Genomic DNA, 16,556 nt, shown 5'->3' with positions numbered 1-16,556 from the left:
TATGTCTTTTGTTCATTATGCCGCTAAAGCATCTCATGCAGAACAGCAAGGTCGCTTTGCTGATGCGTATAAGTATTGGGTTGAAGCGGTACGTCGTGCTCGTAAAGATGCAAACCGTCATTGGGCTGAATCCCGTGCTGATTACTGCCTAAAATCATCAGGGGGTCGTCGTGTCTAAGTTAACAGCCCAGCAATTTAACGAAAAGTATCTTGTTGGCCATATCTTTATTTACCAAGAAAGTCGCTTTTTACGTGGTGGGCCAGCAGTTAGAACGTTAGATGTAGCAAAAAATGAAGGTAATAGAGTTATTGTTGAAATCAATATTCACCCTTATTACGTTGATATTGATTCATTAACTAACTCGCAATAGCTAAATAATGTAACCCACTAAAAAACTTAAACTTTTAATTAATGGCGTAAACCCGCAGGGGCTGGCTTACGCCTAAATTCTGATAACGAGGTATTTACCATGGTCGATAAAATGGATTTAGCATTATTAAAACAAGAAATTGTTGATTGGCATGGTCGAGCGAATGAAGCCTGTGATTTATTAAAAAATCATGCCGATGCAACAATTAAATTACCTAATGGCCTGCCTGATATTGAGTTTAAAACTAAGGAAGAACAAAAAGCCTTTAAAATCGGCGTTGTTCTCGCGTGTACTCAATTTAACGTATTACCTTTTGAGGTTGAATCTGATGAGGATTCAAGCGATGAGTAATAAAATTCAACAAATTAAAGTGGTTACTGCCATATTGGATGAATTAGCCAAACAAGTGCCAGGGCTGAAGATAAGCCAAAAGCAGCTTGAAGTGGTCACCACCGCCGCAACCCATATTTGTTCTGCATTTAATGTGGATGAGGATGGTCAAAATGCGTAACACATCAACCAGTAGCATGATAAAGCGAAAATTTATTATTACTGCTCACCCTGTCTGCTATGCATTCCCTTTTCAAACATTAGGCGAAGATTGGGGTACTTCCACGCAAATTAACGTTAATCGCAATGGTTCAGCGGGTTTTACTGAGCCGCTATATGCCAAATTGACTGATGATGATATTCAGATTAGTGCTGAGTATTCTCAGGAATTACAGGCTCAAGGTGTTGATAAATTGGCAGAATCCTTACAAGACACGCTGAATGCCTTAACTGAATGTGACTATGGTGGTGTTGTAACTCAAATTATCGCGGATGAAATAGCCCGCTGCCATGCTTTTGCCGAACGCCTACGTAATCCCGTGATTAAGTCGTGCTTATGCGATAGCTGCAATGATTGGATGCGTGGCGGATGCTCTTCAACCTGTAATGCGTACCCAAAAAGCACCAATAGTGATTCAACGGACTACAGCTACCAAGGTAAGTTTCCTTCCATGAAGTCTGCGGGGGTACGAGATGAGCATCAGTAAAGAGCAATGGGCGAAAATTGAAGGAGATCTAAAAGATTATTTCGCATCAGTCGATTTTCAATACCAAGATACTGAAATTGGTATAAGGCGTGTCAGTGCTGGTGAGGGAAAAACAAAATTAGCCGTTTTTTTAGATGGTGAAATTTGTAGTGGATGGGGATGGCCCAATAGTAATGTGTTTAATCCCTTGGTAGCGCTATTTTGGTCTAAACGCCAAAAATCAATTTATAGCCCTACTAAAGTGAAAAAGTTAGAAAAAATTTGGGGTAAAAGACGCGCTAAAAAAGAGATCCCAAATCTTTATGAAAAATTAACATGGTATCAACCCTATTTTAGCAAGGCTTCAGCGCTTGTTCGTCAATTTAAGCGCATTGAAGGGGTAACTTTGAAAGGTGACTCACTATGACCAATTTAAGAGCACCTTCACAAGCAGCAGCGCGTAAACGTCGCCAGCGTGCGAATCAACGCAAAGATGGTTTGCACCGCATGGAGTTTACTTTTACGGATTTAGAAAAGGATGCGCTTGATTATCTTTGTGTAAATCGTAACCCAGGTCGTGAACCTTATGACCGTAACGAATTGGTGTCATTGCTCTTACTGTGCAACCTTGAGCAGCTCAAGCGGCAGCACGCAAAGTTAGGCACTTGCCAGCACTGCAAAGAGCAAATGCCTAACCATTGCAAAGGGTTATTTATTGGTCAATCTAATTGTTGGTTAACACGTGATGCCCGTCAGCTCAACTTAACCAACGTGACAGGTCACGCGAATATTAGTGAGGATTGCAATGAGTAAAAATTCTAACAACCCCTATATTGATCACTTAAAACTATCTCGTAATCAGTTAACTAAATTAAAGCGCATATCCAAGCGGTTATATGAAATGTCAAATGAATGGGAGGGGCTAGACGGCGGCATGGTTCATGATTTAGAAGAACTAGCCAACAGGGTCGAGAGTTCTTGTTCTGATATAAATGAATTGCGGGAGGAATGGCATGGCTACAATGAATAAGCAAAAAATATTAATTGGTGTCATAAAGGCCGCTCAACAGTATCTCAAATTAGATGATGAAACCTATCGCAGTATCCTTGTTCGCATGACAGGCAAGGATTCCGCTAAAAAGTTAACGCTGGACGAATTAAGTCAAGTTCGTGATTACCTGCATGACCAAGGCTACCCGCGTAAAAGCACTCGTAAACACGGCCGACGCCCTAGCGTGCCTGTATCGCGTGAGTCTGTTTTGCGTAAAATCGAAGCATTACTGGCTGATGCGCAGCGCCCTTGGAATTATGCAGAGTCGATGGCTGCACACATGTTTAACCGCCAAAAGATAGAGTTCTTGACCTTTGGTGAGTTAACCAAACTGATGCAGGCATTAGCGATAGATGCCAAGCGCCGTAAGGCTCGGGAGGCAAAGAATGAACAGTCATCCAAAACCTGAACTGGCTGAAATTGAAGAGCTGGTTCAACCGATTGTGCGTGAGTTCATCACGTTATTAGGCTACCAAGATACCGAAAAGCTCATTAAAAAGTTTGGTGGTATGACGTTTCGGGTTCGTAAGGGTAAGCGCTTAAAGGATAATCGTCGTCGTGAAGTTTTAGTGGAGCATTTAGGCGAGGAAGTGACTAAAAAACTGGAAGGTTACTTTGGGGGTGAAGATGTGTATATTCCCCGCAATATGCACGCGTTAAGGGCTTACCGTAACCAACGATTTTTAAATGATTACTACGCACTACTTGAAACAGGCGAATCCTCTAACTTTGCATTACTCAAGCTCTGCCCTGTTTACGGTGTCTCGGATAGATGGGCGCAACGCTTAATCGCTGAGCAAAATCTATCTTCACAGCAATTAAATCTGATATAGTATTTATAGCGCGGTCGCAATGTAGCGACCGCCATCCTACCTATACAATAATTCCCATTTGACATACTGAAAGCCTCTTAATCAATAGGATGGCTTTTATGTCTAACATTAATCGCATCATACTTCATTGTGCCGCCACACCTAATGGCCGCCCGATTGCTACCGCAACTGAAACCGCTTCACAAGTCATTGACCGCTGGCATAAAGGCTTTGGCTTTGCTCGTAGTCAAGCGAGTCTAGGCTTCAACCCTGAATTACGTCATATCGGTTATCAATACGTCATTGATATTGATGGCACATGCACCACAGGCCGCCGCGAAGGCGAAGTGGGCGCGCATACGTTGGGTTACAACACAGGCTCCATCGGCATTTGTATGGCGGGCACGGATAAGTTCACTGTTAAACAGTGGACACGCTTAAAAGCGTTAGTGACCGAACTGGTACACAAATACCCGAAAGCCTCTTTACATGGCCACCGTGAGTTTTCCAATAAAATTTGCCCTGGCTTTGATGTTGCTGACTGGTCAGCGGTCGGTTTAGCGCCGTTACCAGGTCATATTTTGGATTAACCTTATGCGCTTGCGACTCCTTCAACTCATCACCAATCCCGCCACAGGCCGTTTATCCACGTCCGATACCACACTGATGGGGGCATTCCTGGTCTCGTCCTTTTGCATGTTGTGGGTCACCGTGAATGGACAGCTTGAAGAGTGGTATCTCATGGCGTATCTGGGGGCGTTTGTTATTCAGTCGCAGGCATCTAAATACGCGGCGTTTCGTCGCGATAAAGTCTCGCAAGGTGAATCCCATGATAAGTAACCTCACATGGCAGCTCTTTAAATCGGCTTTAAAACAGTATCAAGGTGCCATTATCGGCGGTTTAATCGCGGTGTTATGTGGTGGTGCTATCGGGTGGTTTGTGCATGAACGTATCACGCAAAGTGAGATTCACGGCCTTAATGTTGAGCTACGCCAGAAAGAAAAAGCCATTAGCGGTTATGAGCAAGAGAGGCGCGAAGCCGCCGAACGCCATGTGGCGACATTGCAAGCCGCCCTTACCAAGTTCAACACTGAGCAGCAACACACCCAAGATTTAGAAAAAAAACTACATGACACCCAACTGAAACTCACCCAAACCCAACAAAAGCTCAAGGAGCGTATTGATGAAGCCGTTCAACGTGATGGTCATCCTAATTGCTTTGGTGATAACGGCTTGCAACTCTACACCGAAGCCCTTGGTTACTGAATGCGTGATTGCCTCCGAGGTGAAGCCGTCACCCGAGACTTACCGCGCTAAAGCTATGCCTGTGAAGCCTAAAAATGGCTCAACGGCTGAAATTTTACATCATGCAACCGCCTATGGCGCGTGGTGCATGGGAATGAAAAACCAGTTAGATACGCTTACATACTGGTTTGAGGAGAAGCCCCAATGACATTAGAAATGGTGCTGCAAATTGCCTTAACGCTACTGAGTTTTCTTGGCGGTTTTCTATTTCGTTGGATGTTCAATGAAATTAAAGAGCTACGTAAATCACAGGCTAATTATCAGCTACGTGATGACGCCCGCGAAAGTGAAAGCCGCTTTATGGAAATTCTGAAAGAAATCAAGCAGCAATTACAAATTATCGACAACAAACTCGACCGCAAGGCAGACAAACAATAAGGAGTTTTACCATGGGAAGACGTACCAGACGCCAGCGTCGAGCGCATTCATCCCCTGAGATGGACGCATTAAACGACATTAAAGGCCAGTTAACCAATATTGAAAACAATATTGATGAGATTAAATCGATGGCCGTTCGTCAAGGGGCTATTTCAGGGGCGGTATCCGGTGGCGTGACAGGTGGGATTATTGCTATTGGGTTTTCGCTCATTCGTTCACGATTAGGACTGTAAATTATGGCTCATCCGCCAGAGATGCGCGACAAGCTACGTCGAGCTTACGTCTTTGACGGTTTGTCGCTAGAAGTGGCTTCAATGCAATGTGGTATCGCCTACAGTACAGCGCAGCGTTGGAAAAATAACGCCGCTGAAACGGGTGATGATTGGGACAAATTAAAGTCTGCTCGCTTAATGTCTGGCGGCGGTTTAGAAGAAATAGCCCGAGCCATGCTCACAGGGCTTGTGACCCAATTTAAAACCACAATGGATGAACTCACTTACGGTGAGACAAAACTCCCACCTGAAGAGCGTGTGAAGCTGTTAGGGAGCCTTTCTGATGCCTATAACAAGGCGATTGCGTCTAGTCGCAAGGTGCTGCCTGAAACGTCACAACTGGCGACGGCCATTGAAGTGGTTGAGTTGTTATCGTTCTTTATTAAAGAGAATTATCCGCAGCACTTACAGGCATTTGCAGACATTTTAGAGCCGTTTGGACAGGAGATCACAAAAAAGTATGGATAAATTAATTCCGATTAAAAGTAATCATGCGGTCTCTGCGTCTGAAATTGCCGAGATCAAAGTTGAAGGCAATAACGTCTGTGTGGTGATGAAAGGTGGCCATCAATATTTAGCTGATCGTGATTACAAACAGACGCAAGACCAACGTTATTACGAGTTGGTGATGCTCATTAACCAGGAGAGCCACTGGTGAGTTTTATCGCACTGTTCCTTGCCTTTTTCCTCGCCGCGCATGGTGCAGACTGTTGGGGTTGGTTTTTGTTTGCTGCACTTCTCTTTGATCTAGGGAAATAACGCCATGAGTCAAATGAAAACCCGTGAATTTCTCCAATCCATTGCCGAGCTGAAGCAAGCACTCAGTAAGGACATTCAAGCCTTCAGTACGGGCTTGGATGCGTCGCCCGAAGCAATTAGAGCGCGTCGTCGCCGTGTCCTCAATGGGGATTTTGCCTTTTTCGCGTACACCTACTTCCCCCACCATATTCGTGGTGAACAATCGTTATTCCATGCGCACTTTTGCCAGCGTTTTCCGCAACTGTTAACGCGCCAAGGTGGTGCCATTGAATGGTGGATTGCCCCGCGTGGTGAAGCGAAATCGTCACTTCTAACTAAAATAGGTCCCGTTTGGTGTGCCGTACAGGCATTACACCAACGTGATGATGTCCGTTCATCGTTAGATATCACAGGCGAACGCCCAACTTTTATTGATTACATCATTCTTTTAGGTGCTGAAACCAAACTACCGGCTAAATTGCTCGAAGTGGTTAAAACCGAGTTAACCGTCAATGCTGCCTTAGCGCTGGATTTTCCCGAAGTCTGTGGCAAAGGCCCACAGTGGAAAATTGGGGAGTTTGTCACACGCAGTGGCGTTAAAATTGAGTCGTTTGGTGCAGAACAAGCCATTCGTGGTACGTTCCACGGCGCAAGTCGCCCTAAGTTATTACTAGGGGATGACCTGATTACGGATGCGGAAGCCAAATCCCCCACAGAGCGTGATAACCGCTGGAATTGGCTATCAAAAGCCATTGAATACTTGGGGCCACCTGACGGCTCAGTCAAATACATCGGTGTCGGTACAGTGCTGGATAAAGATGACCCCATTAGTCGCGCTAAGCGCACTATCGGGCACATTGTGCATCATTTTAAGGCCATTGTAACATTGCCCACCCATATGGATTTGTGGGAACAGTGCCAAGAAAAAATGCTCAATGATGACGGTGTAGCCGAAGAGGAAGCGGCAAAGGCGGGAATCGATTTACCCCCTGAAATGTTGCCTTCCTATCAATTCTATTTAGCCAATAAAGTGATGATGGATGATGGCGCGGTAATTAGTTGGCCGTCAGTCCGAACGTTGTATTGGCTTATGCGTCAGCGTGCGAAGAACGGCAAAGCCTTTGCCACTGAAATGCAAGGCGACCCACGCACCGACGAAGATAAAACCTTTATTAACATTCAATTCTTTACCCAACGTTGGCGCAACTGGCTTATTTTTGGCGCGTGTGACCCGTCAATGGGTAAAGGTGAAACCAGTGACCCATCCTCCATTTTGGTGGGCGGTTGGGATAAAGAAAAGCACCGTTTGCATGTGATGGAAGCCGAAATTAAACGCCGCTTACCCTCAAAATTAGAAGCCGATTTAATCGCCGTTCAAAGAGCATTTAATTGTATTTCAATTGGCTTTGAAAATAACAATGCCTATGAGCATTCACGCCAAACCTTCATTAAAGCGGGTATGCGCCAAGGGGTTGCTTTGCCATTGGTCGGTGTCACCGCTTCCGTACCTTTAGAAGTGCGTATTGAATCGTTAGAGCCTTACATTAATGACCAGTTTATGCCTGGCATTGTCTTTGATCCAAAGCTGACTTTGCTGCTTTCTGAGTTAGATACCTGGCCTGAGCCGCAAAGCGGCCATCACTATGATGGTTTATCGGCATTGCATATTTTGTGGATGATTGCCGTGTCTCGTGGTGCGGGGAACTTTGAATGGCAACCAGTACCGAACCGTGGGGATAGCTCCCATCACGGTGATGATTATTTTATGGATGACGCAGACGGTAGTTCGTTTGGTCGGGAGTTATGGTAATGAAAAGTCCGATTGTCGATATGTGGGGAGACCCAATTACACGCGACGTCTTGCACGAACCGCAAACCTCGAAAATTGCGGGGTTACGTCAAATTTGGGCGGAACACCCCAGCCACCGCCTGACGCCACAGCGGTTATCACGCATTTTACGTGAAGCTGAAATGGGTAATTTATCGGCACAAGCTGACCTTTTTACCGATATGGAAGAGCAAGACGCCCATTTGTTTGCAGAGATGCAAAAACGTAAGCGGTCATTGCTCACCGTCAATTACATCATTCAGCCCCCAACAAACCCAACCCCCGTTGAAGTGCAAGATGCGCAGTGGCTAACGGAGTTTTTATCTGAATTGGATGGGTGGGAAGATTTACTGATTGATATGCTCGATGCCATTGGTCATGGCTTCAGCAACATTGAAATAGCGTGGGAAAATGTCGGTCTTGAATGGTATCCCAGCCAATTTCATTTTCGGCCGCAATCGTGGTTCCAGTTGGATAAAACCGACCAAAATAAAATCGTCCTGCGTACCGATGATGGTGAGGGTGAGCCGTTGCAATCCTTTGGTTGGATACAGCACCGCCATAAATCCCGCAGTGGTTATGTGTCCCGTTCAGGGTTATTACGTACCTTAGCCTGGCCGTATTTAATGCGTAATTTTGGCACGCAAAGTTTGGCTGAGTTGCTGGAAATCTACGGTATTCCTTTGCGTATTGGTAAATACCCAAGCGGTACAGGTCAGGCAGAGAAAAATCAGTTAATGCGTGCGGTGACAGAGTTGGGCCGATATGCAGGCGGGATCATCCCTGCGGAAATGGTCATTGAACTCACCAAGGCATCAGATGCGTCTCACTCCCCATTTATGGCGCTCACGGATTGGGCTGAAAAATCGATGTCTAAGGCCATATTAGGCGGGACGTTGACCACGCAAGCCGACGGTAAAACCTCCACCAATGCCCTCGGTAATATTCACAATGAAGTGCGTCATGACTTGCTCATTTCGGACGGTAAGCAAGTCGCCACGACATTGCGAAGTGATCTCTTCTGGCCTCTTATTGTGTTAAATCGCCGTCCGAACGCTGACCGCCGCAGAACGCCGCGTTTAGTGTTCCAGGTTGAACAAGCTGAAGGTACTCAATCCTCTCAATCTGCGCTCACGAAGCAAGTGGATAATGTTGCTATCGCCGCACTGGTCAAACAACTCACGTCACCTCAAAACACCATTCAAGCGGGCATTGATGCAGGTGTAGAAGATTTAGCGACCAGTGCCCGCGCACAGGATGCCTTATTGGCCTTACTTGCGCCAGCCTTACAAGCGGCGAGAACGTCGTCAAGCTCTGAATTTGCCTTGCTGACAGCACTAGCAGAAGCTTTCCCTAAAATGGAACCGCAATTGTTAGCATCCTGTTTAGGGGATACGCGCGCATTATCACGCCTTGTGGCCTTTGCCACCTCAACGAAAGACCACTGATATGGATAAGGTTGAAATTCAAGGGCTGTTTCGCATGAAACCGATTGAAGCCCTGCGCTATCTCGATAACAAAGGGTTAAATATTCGCACGGATGCGATGACGCCCCGTGACCATGCGTATGCCTTTGGTTTTGCCAACCTTACGCGCTTAGATATCGCGCAGGATTTGGTGAACGGGTTGCGTGAAAGTGTCGCCAATGGGGATACGGCTGACATGTTCATCAAAAAAATGACGCCTATCCTCAAGAAAAAAGGTTGGTGGGGAACCGAGGAAGTCATTAACACCGACACAGGCGAAATCACTCGCCATCAGATGGGAAACCCTGGGCGACTCAAAACCATCTTTTACACACAACGTCAGCAAGCCTTTATGGCGGCACGTTATGAGCAATTGATTGATAGTCGTGAGCGTTACCCCTACTGGCGCTATCGGGCGGTGATGGACTTAAACACGCGTCCAAGTCATGCGAAACTCAATAACCTTATCTTTCATCATTCAGACCCTATTTGGAATGTGATCTTCCCACCGAACGGGTTTAATTGCCGTTGTCGGGTTGAATTTATCTCTGAAGAGCAAATTAAACGTGAAGGTTTGGTGGTCAGTCGCACGGAGCAGCGCCTTAACCAAGATGTGATCATTGGGTTGGATGATGACGGCAATCCAATAACGTCGAATGTACAGGGCGTGCAGTTTAAAGATGCTAACGGTCAGCTCGTCGATTTTTATCCTGATGTGGGCTTTGATATCAATCCAGGCCAGCAAGTGTGGAAAGCTAACTTAGATAAATACGATGCGGAGTTATCGCGCCCATACGTGAAAGCGGGTTTAGATGGCCCCGAACTGGCGCAGCTCGTTGAGCAAGCGCAAGCCAAGGAAACATTTGGCGAAATGCTCCCTGCGGCCATATTTACCCCCGCACAGCAAGCCACCTTACGTTTACCCACGCGCACGGCCTATTTAAGTGACGTTCAACTCATGCGGCAAGCCCAATTAGGCTTAATGCCCGAGTTAGCCCAATTGCCGTTTGTGCAATCAGTGATTGAACAACCCGCAGTGATCACCTCATTAGGTCAATGGCTGCGTTTTTATCGCCAAGATACGAGTGGTCAGTGGTGGCAAGTGGTTTTAGAGCAGAAAAGCGGTGTCATTCTCTCCATGATACCGCTCAATGAAGCCAGCCTTGCCATTGCATTAACCGCAGGTCAATTGATAGAGGACAATCGATGAGATACTACAAACATTATCCCGTTACACTGGCACATTTTCTTGATAGACCACTATGGGCGGTGGCCTGTGGATATGATTACAATTTCTTGGACTGTTTGTCCTGGTCTGCAAATATCTACGGTCAAAATATTCCCGCCATACTGAGTTTGCGGCCTGATGATGTGCTGTCATTGGAAATTCGAGAAATCCCGATGGCGCTCTTCTATACCATCATCACACTGTTATTTTTGGTACTATGGCCATTAACGTACCCTATCTGGGCGGTGGTTTGTTACTGGCTTTGCAAGCGAAAAGTCAAACAACCGATGAATGACGTTCGCGATCATAATTTAAGTCGCTGGTTATATCAGTTCAATCGGGAGCGTCGCTAATGAGTGCCTTAAAGATTACCGTTGATGATAGGTCAGTGCGTTATGCATTGTCACAGCTCGCTTTGCGTCTCAATGATGCACGCCCAACCATGGCATTGATAGCGGATAAACTACTGGAAGAAACCCACACCATTTTTAACCAAGAAGGACTCACGCCAGGCGGCTGGCAAGATTTACGCCCCTCAACCATTCGCGCGCGAAGTAAAAAAGGCTATTGGCCAGGGAAGATATTAGAGCAACGTGGCGCATTATTGAGTTCAATTGTGCGCGATTATGGCGCGGATTATGCCCAAGTGGCTTCTTCCTTAAATTATGCCCCTGTGCATTTCTTTGGTGCAACTATTCAGCGTCAAGGCGAAGTGCGCTTGCGTACCAACCGCAAAGGCAAGTTATTAGGGCAAAAATCCAATGAAAATTTAGCGGTATTTGCGAAGCGTTCGCATAAGTTAGCGGTGACGCGTGCGGTCAATTACCAAATTGTGATCCCCGCAAGGCCATTCTTCCCGATCACCGAAACAAAATCACTGACACCGAATGCCCGACAAGCGGTTTTTGATGCCATTCGCTTCTCGTTACTGAGTGTGTGATAAATGTCGCTGTAACGCAATGTAAGACGTTTTAGTCTTTATGGGTATGTTGGTTCATAAAAAAATCTTTAAACGTTTCTGGTGATTTTTAAACGGGGTTCTGTCAATCTGTAAAAGGATGTATGCTACCCCGTGTCACTTTTTGTTATTTCCCCTAATGTGACGACCGTTCTCATCCTTTCCCCGTTTTGTCTATTTGCCATCATGGCAGCATGAAAAAACATGCTATCGCGTTATTAACCAAACAAGTGCTTCAGCCAGGCAGCAATAAAATTCAATTATTGCCTGCGGGTAAGTTCCGCTCAACAGACATTCGACCAGAAGAATGTGAAAGTTGGGTGCTTACACCTGAACTCGCTCAACAGCTTATTGGTAGGGCTAAATTAGTCAAAAATGACTTTCTTATCGATTATGAGCATCAAAGCTTACATACCGAGAAGAACGGACAGCCCGCACCCGCAGCGGGTTGGTTCAAAGGCGCTAATTTAGTGTGGCAAGACGACGGCTTATATGTTGAAAACGTCGATTGGACACCCAAAGCCGCCGCCATGATAGCGGACAAAGAGTATCGCTACATTTCCACTGTTTTTTCCTATGACAAAGTCTCAGGGGCGGTGACGGACATTTTCAGTGTCACCATCACCAATAACCCTGGTCTCGATGGCATGAATGAAATCACGCTGGCCGCCATGACGAAGTATGCGGCTGGCTCCACCCCTCCGATGGAGAACACCATGGATAAAATACTGGCGCTGCTACGCAAATTATTAGGATTGGCGGACACGGCAACGGAAGCAGAGATCCTTGAGGCACTGACGCAATCCGTCGGGCAATTGCCGAAAGACGGTGAAGGTGATGATGCGGCTACTGCCAGTCTGAGCCGATTAATCACCCTGCATCAATCACAATCCACCTCATTGGCTGATAAAGACCAAGAAATTGCCGCCTTGAAAACCGCTGCTTCCGCTGCGGCGACTAAAGCGGGTCAGCCTGACTTATCGAAGTATGTGCCGATTGAAGCAGTCACTCAGTTGCAGAAGGACATTGCCGCACTGACTGCGAAAGTCAATGGCGGTGAAGTCTCAGATTTGATTGAAGCCGCTATCAAGGATGGAAAAATACTTCCACCTATGAAGGCTTGGGCTGAAGGATTGGGAAAACAAGATGTGGCCGCGCTGAAAAGCTTCATTGATAACGCCGCGCCGATTGCTGCACTGACCAAACTTCAATCTGGCGGTACAGCTCCAACGGGCGAGCATGGATTAACCGCTGTTGAATTAGAAGCGGCAACCATTTCAGGATTAACTGCGGCTGAGTATGCCGAAGCGAAAAAGGGGCTATAAAGCATGGCGATCGTCACCTCTGAGTTAGTGAAATCACTTTTAGTGATCTTCAAAAAGAATTTCCAAGATGGCCTGAAAATGGCTGAGCCTGACCACCTAAAAATTGCGACGGTCATGCCATCATCGACCGCGACCAATATTTACGCCTGGTTAGGTCAATTCCCGCAAATGCGCGAATGGGTCGGCAAACGTATCGTGAAAGATATGAAAACCGACGGCTATGCCATCGTCAATAAAACGTATGAAGCCACCGTGGGTGTCGCGCGTACGGCTATTGAAGATGACAATGTGGGTGTGTATGGCCCAATTATGCAAGAAGCAGGTCGTGCCGCCGCAGTACATCCGAGCGAACTGGTGTTTGGATTGTTGAAACAAGGTGAAACATCCCTGTGCTATGACGGCCAGAACTTCTTCGATACTGACCATCCTGTGGCTGAAAATGTGGATGGTACAGGCACAACCGTATCGGTCAGTAACCTCCTGAAAGCTAAAGGCGACGAAACCGATGGTGAAGCCTGGTATCTGATGGACACCACCCGCGCATTAAAACCGCTGATATTTCAAGAGCGTATCAAGGCGGACTTGCAGTCTAAGGTCAATGACCAAAGTAGCGATCATGTCTTCATGGAAGATGAATTTCTCTACGGTGTGCGTGCCCGTGGTGCGGCTGGCTTTGGGTTCTGGCAGTTCTGCGTGAAATCCACGCGCCCACTCACCCCTGAAAGCTATGAAGAAGCCCGCATGGTATTGGCTAACATGAAAGCCGATGGCGGACGCCCATTAGCAGTTAAAGGCAATTTATTGGTGGTGCCACCTAATTTAAGCAGTGCAGCCCGTAAGGTTGTTGGTGTTGCCACCATCAATGGTGGTGAAGATAACCCGAACTACAAGCTGTCAGAAGTGCTTGAAACACCGTGGTTAGTGTAATCGGTTAATTTCATTCGTGCCGTTCTCGGGCGGCACATTGACCAATAGAGGTTTTTATGGCTAAGGCACCCAAAAAAGAAGATTTACCTGAAGACAAGTCAATGTCTGAAAACACCGCGGATAACGCTCAAAACGTACCTGAAAGTGGCGAAGGTGCATCACTCAATCTGTCAACGACCGATGAAAGCGGCGCTATTTTAGGTGATGGCAGCTCAGAGGATAAACCCGCTGATGACCATCAGGGGCAATGGGCGTCTGTTCGTGTGGTGAATTCACCGTATGAAACCCGCCGTCGCGCTGGTTTTGTGTTCACCCGTGAACCACAACAGATTGATTTAAGTACGTTAACGCGTGAGCAATTAAATGCGCTTGACGGTGATAACTGCTTAGAAATTAAGCCTGTTGAAGCCGTTGTGCCGAGTGAGGACGCGTAATGAACTACTGCACTGTTGCTGACATGATTGCCATTTTCGGTGATCACGAAATGTCTGTACGTGCAGGCAAGGCATCGGGTTCAGGCCGTGAGGTAGATGAGAAACAGGTGCAAGCAGCGATTGAGGATGCGCAGTCCGAAGTCAATATGTATCTCGAAGGACGTAATTTTCTGCCATTAAAGAGCGTGCCTGAAGTATTACGCCGCCTTACAGCCGATATTGCGCGTTATTACATTTATAACAACCCAGGCGAAGATTCACCTGTGACAAAACGCTATCAACAGCGTGTTAAACAGCTTGAAGGGATTGCTGCGGGTCGTCTTGCATTGGGACTGGATGATAGTGGCGCAGTACAAGCCCCTGAAGATGTCGTGATGTTTAACCCTGGTCGAAATATGTTTCGCAATGACAGTAATGGTGGCGGGATATGGTGAGAAATTATCTGTTTTGTGGCCCGAAGATCATCGAGCGACTCCAAGAAAAAGTGCCTGAATTTTTAGAGGTACTCAGTGCAGCGGATTTATCCACGGCAGAAAATGATGACCCAGCAACCCCTAATGCTTACGTGGTGTACAACGGTGACATTACAGGCACGTCCCCGTCAGCAACAGGCGGCAACTTGAAGCTGGCGCAATATATCAACCAGTTATGGATAGTGATGATTTGCGTTTATCTGCCCGATTCTCGTGGTTTAGGTGAGTATGCGGGGGAAGAAGGTGGCGAGCTGATCACCAAGGTCATAAACGCCTTAACGGGCTGGAGTCCAGACCCAAAAGCCTGTTTGCCGATGTCTCGCCATTCGCAATCACTTCCGACGCAATATGAAAACGGGTTTGCCTATTTTCCGCTCGTTTTCCAAGTCGGTATCCCTCATGTCTTTTTTAAGGGGTAACTCATGAAAAAAGTTCGTTTACTGAAACCGCATACCCATTTAAGCAAAACCTATCAACCTAATGAAGTGATTAGCGTTTCACCTTTCGCGGCTGATTGGTTGGTTTTACAAAATATTGGTGAGTATGTGGAGCAAAAATCATCAATCAAAAAAGCAGCCAAAACCGCAGAGCAAGGATCCACTGCGCAGTCTGACGCTGTAGGAGAAGCATGATGCAACAACCAGAAATGTACTATTACGGTCAAGGTCGCGTCTTTATTGCCTTACGTAATGAAAAAGGCCAAGCCTTGGCTCAACGTTGGGTCGGGGATGTAAGTAATTTAAGTCTTGCATTAACCACTGAAAATATTGAGCACAAAGAGTCATACAGTGGTGAAAAAGCCGTTGTTCGTCGTATTGCATCCAGCAAAAGCGGTGAAATCAGTGCAACGTGGCACGATTTATCCCCTCAGAATCTGGCAATGCTGTTTGCGGGTCATGTTGTTGATGAACAATCAGGCTCCATCACGGGTGAAATGCTGCCTGCTGGCATTAAAGCGGGTGAACGTTATTCATTGGCTCACCCAAGTGTTTCCGATGTGGTTATTACCGTGGGCGAGACACCACTTGACCTTGATACCGATTACATTGTGGATGAAACCTTTGGTGCGATTGAGTTTTTAACCGACCAAACCACTGCACCTGAAGTGGCTTATAAGTTTGAAGGTAATGTAACTACCACATTATTCACCGAACAAGGAAAAGAAGTCGCTTTACGCTATGAAGGCATCAACTTAGCGGAAGGTGGCGCACCGGTCATTGTTGAGTTCTACAAGGTTAAATTCGACCCCGTGTCGGGATTATCACTGATTAACAATGATAACAGCCTTGCAGGTTTAGAAACCAAAGCAGGTTTATTGATGGACACCAAACGCAGCAAAGACGACAAATTAGGTCGCTTTGGTCGCTTAACGAACGTTAAGGAGCGCTAAGTCATGAGTCAGAGTCTCGCCACCTTATTACCGAATCAAACCGTCATTGTTGGCGGTGTCGAAGTGGAAGTCCATGAGTACACCTTAGCGGAGCAACTCAAACACCGTACCACCTTAAAAACGATTAGTCAGGGACTTAAAGCCCTGTTTGACGCGTCACCCGATGGCAATATTTCACTGGATGACCTGTATGACTTTTTAGGTGATCACTTCGATGTTGTTTTGCAGGCCGTGTCTATTGCCTGCCGTCAACCCTTGGACTGGGTATCGGCACTTTCCGGTGATGATAGCGAGACTCTGTTAATGACTTGGTGGGGTGTCAATGCCCCTTTTTTTCTGCGCGAGGCGGTCAAGCCCGAAATGGAGCGGCTGATCAAGCAGGCCGTCAAGAGCCAGTCGATTGGGCCAGTGTCTTCGCTTGCCTCATCGAGCACGGGCACGACTTCCGCGCACTCCCGCACTACACCGCCCGCCAGTTAACGTTGTTTTACAACGAGGCGCAAAAACGCGAGTTAACGGAACGGCAAAATCGCACACAGGATATGGCGTACAGCCAAACCAATAGCAACACGATCACAAGTTA

At 46.7% G+C, this 16,556-nt stretch carries 31 protein-coding genes; all 31 read left to right on the top strand.

Features of this window, described 5'->3' with window-relative positions; all coding sequences use genetic code 11:
- Position 1 precedes the first annotated feature (1 nt).
- The 31 genes from G6Q48_RS18830 to G6Q48_RS18680 all read left to right on the top strand — a co-directional run bounded on the left by G6Q48_RS18830 (position 2) and on the right by G6Q48_RS18680 (position 16,453).
- Complete coding sequence (locus G6Q48_RS18830) at positions 2-178, top strand: ANR family transcriptional regulator (protein ID WP_166268020.1); 177 nt, start codon at positions 2-4, stop codon at positions 176-178.
- Entirely contained in the window at positions 171-371 is a 201-nt protein-coding gene (locus G6Q48_RS18825; RefSeq protein WP_166268018.1) for a hypothetical protein, read from the top strand. The genes G6Q48_RS18830 and G6Q48_RS18825 overlap by 8 nt, the downstream gene beginning before the upstream one ends.
- Positions 372-470: 99 nt before the next feature.
- On the top strand, positions 471-722 hold the full coding sequence (locus G6Q48_RS18820) for a hypothetical protein (RefSeq protein ID WP_166268016.1): 252 nt from the start codon (positions 471-473) through the stop codon (positions 720-722).
- Positions 715-882 carry a hypothetical protein gene (locus G6Q48_RS18815; protein WP_166268014.1) on the top strand — a complete coding sequence of 56 codons (168 nt, stop codon included), beginning with the start codon at positions 715-717 and terminating at the stop codon, positions 880-882. Before G6Q48_RS18820 ends, G6Q48_RS18815 begins: the two co-directional genes overlap by 8 nt.
- On the top strand, positions 875-1,408 hold the full coding sequence (locus G6Q48_RS18810; RefSeq protein ID WP_166268012.1) for a hypothetical protein: 534 nt from the start codon (positions 875-877) through the stop codon (positions 1,406-1,408). The genes G6Q48_RS18815 and G6Q48_RS18810 overlap by 8 nt, the downstream gene beginning before the upstream one ends.
- Complete coding sequence (locus G6Q48_RS18805) at positions 1,395-1,814, top strand: hypothetical protein (protein WP_166268010.1); 420 nt, start codon at positions 1,395-1,397, stop codon at positions 1,812-1,814. Before G6Q48_RS18810 ends, G6Q48_RS18805 begins: the two co-directional genes overlap by 14 nt.
- Entirely contained in the window at positions 1,811-2,200 is a 390-nt protein-coding gene (locus G6Q48_RS18800) for a hypothetical protein (protein WP_166268008.1), read from the top strand. Before G6Q48_RS18805 ends, G6Q48_RS18800 begins: the two co-directional genes overlap by 4 nt.
- Positions 2,193-2,417 (top strand): hypothetical protein, encoded by a 225-nt coding sequence (locus tag G6Q48_RS18795; protein WP_166268006.1) that lies wholly within the window; start codon positions 2,193-2,195, stop codon positions 2,415-2,417. The genes G6Q48_RS18800 and G6Q48_RS18795 overlap by 8 nt, the downstream gene beginning before the upstream one ends.
- Positions 2,401-2,847, top strand: coding sequence for a phage protein GemA/Gp16 family protein (locus tag G6Q48_RS18790; RefSeq protein WP_166268004.1), 447 nt, complete (start codon positions 2,401-2,403; stop codon positions 2,845-2,847). Before G6Q48_RS18795 ends, G6Q48_RS18790 begins: the two co-directional genes overlap by 17 nt.
- A complete protein-coding gene (locus G6Q48_RS18785; protein WP_166268002.1) occupies positions 2,825-3,271 on the top strand; it encodes a Mor transcription activator family protein in 447 nt (148 codons plus the stop codon). Before G6Q48_RS18790 ends, G6Q48_RS18785 begins: the two co-directional genes overlap by 23 nt.
- A 98-nt stretch (positions 3,272-3,369) precedes the next feature.
- Positions 3,370-3,840, top strand: coding sequence for an N-acetylmuramoyl-L-alanine amidase (locus G6Q48_RS18780; protein WP_207393056.1), 471 nt, complete (start codon positions 3,370-3,372; stop codon positions 3,838-3,840).
- 4 nt (positions 3,841-3,844) lie between these two features.
- Complete coding sequence (locus G6Q48_RS18775; RefSeq protein ID WP_166267998.1) at positions 3,845-4,090, top strand: hypothetical protein; 246 nt, start codon at positions 3,845-3,847, stop codon at positions 4,088-4,090.
- Positions 4,080-4,517, top strand: coding sequence for a hypothetical protein (locus G6Q48_RS18770; protein WP_166267996.1), 438 nt, complete (start codon positions 4,080-4,082; stop codon positions 4,515-4,517). Before G6Q48_RS18775 ends, G6Q48_RS18770 begins: the two co-directional genes overlap by 11 nt.
- Positions 4,518-4,521: 4 nt before the next feature.
- Complete coding sequence (locus G6Q48_RS22940) at positions 4,522-4,704, top strand: hypothetical protein (RefSeq protein WP_166267994.1); 183 nt, start codon at positions 4,522-4,524, stop codon at positions 4,702-4,704.
- Positions 4,701-4,934, top strand: coding sequence for a hypothetical protein (locus G6Q48_RS18760; protein WP_166267992.1), 234 nt, complete (start codon positions 4,701-4,703; stop codon positions 4,932-4,934). Before G6Q48_RS22940 ends, G6Q48_RS18760 begins: the two co-directional genes overlap by 4 nt.
- Positions 4,935-4,945: 11 nt before the next feature.
- The gene (locus G6Q48_RS18755) at positions 4,946-5,167 is read left to right on the top strand and encodes a hypothetical protein (RefSeq protein ID WP_166267990.1); all 222 of its coding nucleotides are present in this window, start codon (positions 4,946-4,948) and stop codon (positions 5,165-5,167) included.
- Positions 5,168-5,170: 3 nt separating this feature from the next.
- On the top strand, positions 5,171-5,674 hold the full coding sequence (locus tag G6Q48_RS18750; protein ID WP_166267988.1) for a DUF1804 family protein: 504 nt from the start codon (positions 5,171-5,173) through the stop codon (positions 5,672-5,674).
- Positions 5,667-5,864: a hypothetical protein gene (locus tag G6Q48_RS18745; protein ID WP_166267986.1), complete on the top strand. Its 198-nt coding sequence runs from the start codon at positions 5,667-5,669 to the stop codon at positions 5,862-5,864. Before G6Q48_RS18750 ends, G6Q48_RS18745 begins: the two co-directional genes overlap by 8 nt.
- Positions 5,865-5,969: 105 nt before the next feature.
- Positions 5,970-7,754 (top strand): hypothetical protein, encoded by a 1,785-nt coding sequence (locus G6Q48_RS18740; protein ID WP_207393055.1) that lies wholly within the window; start codon positions 5,970-5,972, stop codon positions 7,752-7,754.
- Complete coding sequence (locus G6Q48_RS18735; RefSeq protein ID WP_166267985.1) at positions 7,754-9,220, top strand: phage portal protein family protein; 1,467 nt, start codon at positions 7,754-7,756, stop codon at positions 9,218-9,220. The genes G6Q48_RS18740 and G6Q48_RS18735 overlap by 1 nt, the downstream gene beginning before the upstream one ends.
- A 1-nt stretch (position 9,221) precedes the next feature.
- Entirely contained in the window at positions 9,222-10,448 is a 1,227-nt protein-coding gene (locus tag G6Q48_RS18730) for a phage minor head protein (protein WP_166267983.1), read from the top strand.
- Positions 10,445-10,819 carry a hypothetical protein gene (locus G6Q48_RS22935; RefSeq protein ID WP_166267981.1) on the top strand — a complete coding sequence of 125 codons (375 nt, stop codon included), beginning with the start codon at positions 10,445-10,447 and terminating at the stop codon, positions 10,817-10,819. Before G6Q48_RS18730 ends, G6Q48_RS22935 begins: the two co-directional genes overlap by 4 nt.
- Positions 10,819-11,406, top strand: coding sequence for a phage virion morphogenesis protein (locus G6Q48_RS18720; protein WP_166267979.1), 588 nt, complete (start codon positions 10,819-10,821; stop codon positions 11,404-11,406). The genes G6Q48_RS22935 and G6Q48_RS18720 overlap by 1 nt, the downstream gene beginning before the upstream one ends.
- Positions 11,407-11,618: 212 nt before the next feature.
- Positions 11,619-12,749: a phage protease gene (locus G6Q48_RS18715; protein WP_166267977.1), complete on the top strand. Its 1,131-nt coding sequence runs from the start codon at positions 11,619-11,621 to the stop codon at positions 12,747-12,749.
- A 3-nt stretch (positions 12,750-12,752) separates the two neighbouring features.
- Complete coding sequence (locus tag G6Q48_RS18710) at positions 12,753-13,676, top strand: Mu-like prophage major head subunit gpT family protein (protein WP_166267975.1); 924 nt, start codon at positions 12,753-12,755, stop codon at positions 13,674-13,676.
- A 56-nt stretch (positions 13,677-13,732) separates the two neighbouring features.
- Positions 13,733-14,110, top strand: a complete 378-nt coding sequence (locus G6Q48_RS18705; RefSeq protein ID WP_166267973.1) for an HI1506-related protein — start codon at positions 13,733-13,735, stop codon at positions 14,108-14,110.
- Entirely contained in the window at positions 14,110-14,544 is a 435-nt protein-coding gene (locus G6Q48_RS18700; protein ID WP_166267971.1) for a phage protein Gp36 family protein, read from the top strand. The genes G6Q48_RS18705 and G6Q48_RS18700 overlap by 1 nt, the downstream gene beginning before the upstream one ends.
- The gene (locus G6Q48_RS18695; protein ID WP_166267969.1) at positions 14,538-15,002 is read left to right on the top strand and encodes a phage tail terminator protein; all 465 of its coding nucleotides are present in this window, start codon (positions 14,538-14,540) and stop codon (positions 15,000-15,002) included. The genes G6Q48_RS18700 and G6Q48_RS18695 overlap by 7 nt, the downstream gene beginning before the upstream one ends.
- 3 nt (positions 15,003-15,005) lie before the next feature.
- The gene (locus tag G6Q48_RS18690) at positions 15,006-15,215 is read left to right on the top strand and encodes a DUF7210 family protein (protein ID WP_166267967.1); all 210 of its coding nucleotides are present in this window, start codon (positions 15,006-15,008) and stop codon (positions 15,213-15,215) included.
- Positions 15,212-15,973, top strand: a complete 762-nt coding sequence (locus tag G6Q48_RS18685; protein WP_242685840.1) for a hypothetical protein — start codon at positions 15,212-15,214, stop codon at positions 15,971-15,973. The genes G6Q48_RS18690 and G6Q48_RS18685 overlap by 4 nt, the downstream gene beginning before the upstream one ends.
- A gap of 3 nt (positions 15,974-15,976) precedes the next feature.
- Complete coding sequence (locus G6Q48_RS18680; protein WP_166267965.1) at positions 15,977-16,453, top strand: DUF6631 family protein; 477 nt, start codon at positions 15,977-15,979, stop codon at positions 16,451-16,453.
- The last annotated feature ends 103 nt before the right edge of the window (positions 16,454-16,556 follow it).

Origin of the sequence: Providencia sp. M-27, from assembly GCF_011077905.1 — a bacterium.
GTDB lineage: Bacteria > Pseudomonadota > Gammaproteobacteria > Enterobacterales > Enterobacteriaceae > Providencia > Providencia huaxiensis.
The sequence above is the reverse complement of the archived record's forward strand: the minus strand, read 5'-3'. Positions and strand labels throughout refer to the sequence as shown.

Bases quoted from the DNA above. Each gene is read 5' to 3' on its own strand.
- G6Q48_RS18830 (WP_166268020.1), top strand. From the start codon at position 2: ATGTCTTTTGTTCATTATGCCGCTAAAGCATCTCATGCAGAACAGCAA.
- G6Q48_RS18820 (WP_166268016.1), top strand. From the start codon at position 471: ATGGTCGATAAAATGGATTTAGCATTATTAAAACAAGAAATTGTTGAT.
- G6Q48_RS18815 (WP_166268014.1), top strand. From the start codon at position 715: ATGAGTAATAAAATTCAACAAATTAAAGTGGTTACTGCCATATTGGAT.
- G6Q48_RS18810 (WP_166268012.1), top strand. From the start codon at position 875: ATGCGTAACACATCAACCAGTAGCATGATAAAGCGAAAATTTATTATT.
- G6Q48_RS18805 (WP_166268010.1), top strand. From the start codon at position 1,395: ATGAGCATCAGTAAAGAGCAATGGGCGAAAATTGAAGGAGATCTAAAA.
- G6Q48_RS18800 (WP_166268008.1), top strand. From the start codon at position 1,811: ATGACCAATTTAAGAGCACCTTCACAAGCAGCAGCGCGTAAACGTCGC.
- G6Q48_RS18795 (WP_166268006.1), top strand. From the start codon at position 2,193: ATGAGTAAAAATTCTAACAACCCCTATATTGATCACTTAAAACTATCT.
- G6Q48_RS18790 (WP_166268004.1), top strand. From the start codon at position 2,401: ATGGCTACAATGAATAAGCAAAAAATATTAATTGGTGTCATAAAGGCC.
- G6Q48_RS18785 (WP_166268002.1), top strand. From the start codon at position 2,825: ATGAACAGTCATCCAAAACCTGAACTGGCTGAAATTGAAGAGCTGGTT.
- G6Q48_RS18780 (WP_207393056.1), top strand. From the start codon at position 3,370: ATGTCTAACATTAATCGCATCATACTTCATTGTGCCGCCACACCTAAT.
- G6Q48_RS18775 (WP_166267998.1), top strand. From the start codon at position 3,845: ATGCGCTTGCGACTCCTTCAACTCATCACCAATCCCGCCACAGGCCGT.
- G6Q48_RS18770 (WP_166267996.1), top strand. From the start codon at position 4,080: ATGATAAGTAACCTCACATGGCAGCTCTTTAAATCGGCTTTAAAACAG.
- G6Q48_RS18760 (WP_166267992.1), top strand. From the start codon at position 4,701: ATGACATTAGAAATGGTGCTGCAAATTGCCTTAACGCTACTGAGTTTT.
- G6Q48_RS18755 (WP_166267990.1), top strand. From the start codon at position 4,946: ATGGGAAGACGTACCAGACGCCAGCGTCGAGCGCATTCATCCCCTGAG.
- G6Q48_RS18750 (WP_166267988.1), top strand. From the start codon at position 5,171: ATGGCTCATCCGCCAGAGATGCGCGACAAGCTACGTCGAGCTTACGTC.
- G6Q48_RS18745 (WP_166267986.1), top strand. From the start codon at position 5,667: ATGGATAAATTAATTCCGATTAAAAGTAATCATGCGGTCTCTGCGTCT.
- G6Q48_RS18740 (WP_207393055.1), top strand. From the start codon at position 5,970: ATGAGTCAAATGAAAACCCGTGAATTTCTCCAATCCATTGCCGAGCTG.
- G6Q48_RS18735 (WP_166267985.1), top strand. From the start codon at position 7,754: ATGAAAAGTCCGATTGTCGATATGTGGGGAGACCCAATTACACGCGAC.
- G6Q48_RS18730 (WP_166267983.1), top strand. From the start codon at position 9,222: ATGGATAAGGTTGAAATTCAAGGGCTGTTTCGCATGAAACCGATTGAA.
- G6Q48_RS22935 (WP_166267981.1), top strand. From the start codon at position 10,445: ATGAGATACTACAAACATTATCCCGTTACACTGGCACATTTTCTTGAT.
- G6Q48_RS18720 (WP_166267979.1), top strand. From the start codon at position 10,819: ATGAGTGCCTTAAAGATTACCGTTGATGATAGGTCAGTGCGTTATGCA.
- G6Q48_RS18715 (WP_166267977.1), top strand. From the start codon at position 11,619: ATGAAAAAACATGCTATCGCGTTATTAACCAAACAAGTGCTTCAGCCA.
- G6Q48_RS18710 (WP_166267975.1), top strand. From the start codon at position 12,753: ATGGCGATCGTCACCTCTGAGTTAGTGAAATCACTTTTAGTGATCTTC.
- G6Q48_RS18705 (WP_166267973.1), top strand. From the start codon at position 13,733: ATGGCTAAGGCACCCAAAAAAGAAGATTTACCTGAAGACAAGTCAATG.
- G6Q48_RS18700 (WP_166267971.1), top strand. From the start codon at position 14,110: ATGAACTACTGCACTGTTGCTGACATGATTGCCATTTTCGGTGATCAC.
- G6Q48_RS18695 (WP_166267969.1), top strand. From the start codon at position 14,538: ATGGTGAGAAATTATCTGTTTTGTGGCCCGAAGATCATCGAGCGACTC.
- G6Q48_RS18690 (WP_166267967.1), top strand. From the start codon at position 15,006: ATGAAAAAAGTTCGTTTACTGAAACCGCATACCCATTTAAGCAAAACC.
- G6Q48_RS18685 (WP_242685840.1), top strand. From the start codon at position 15,212: ATGATGCAACAACCAGAAATGTACTATTACGGTCAAGGTCGCGTCTTT.
- G6Q48_RS18680 (WP_166267965.1), top strand. From the start codon at position 15,977: ATGAGTCAGAGTCTCGCCACCTTATTACCGAATCAAACCGTCATTGTT.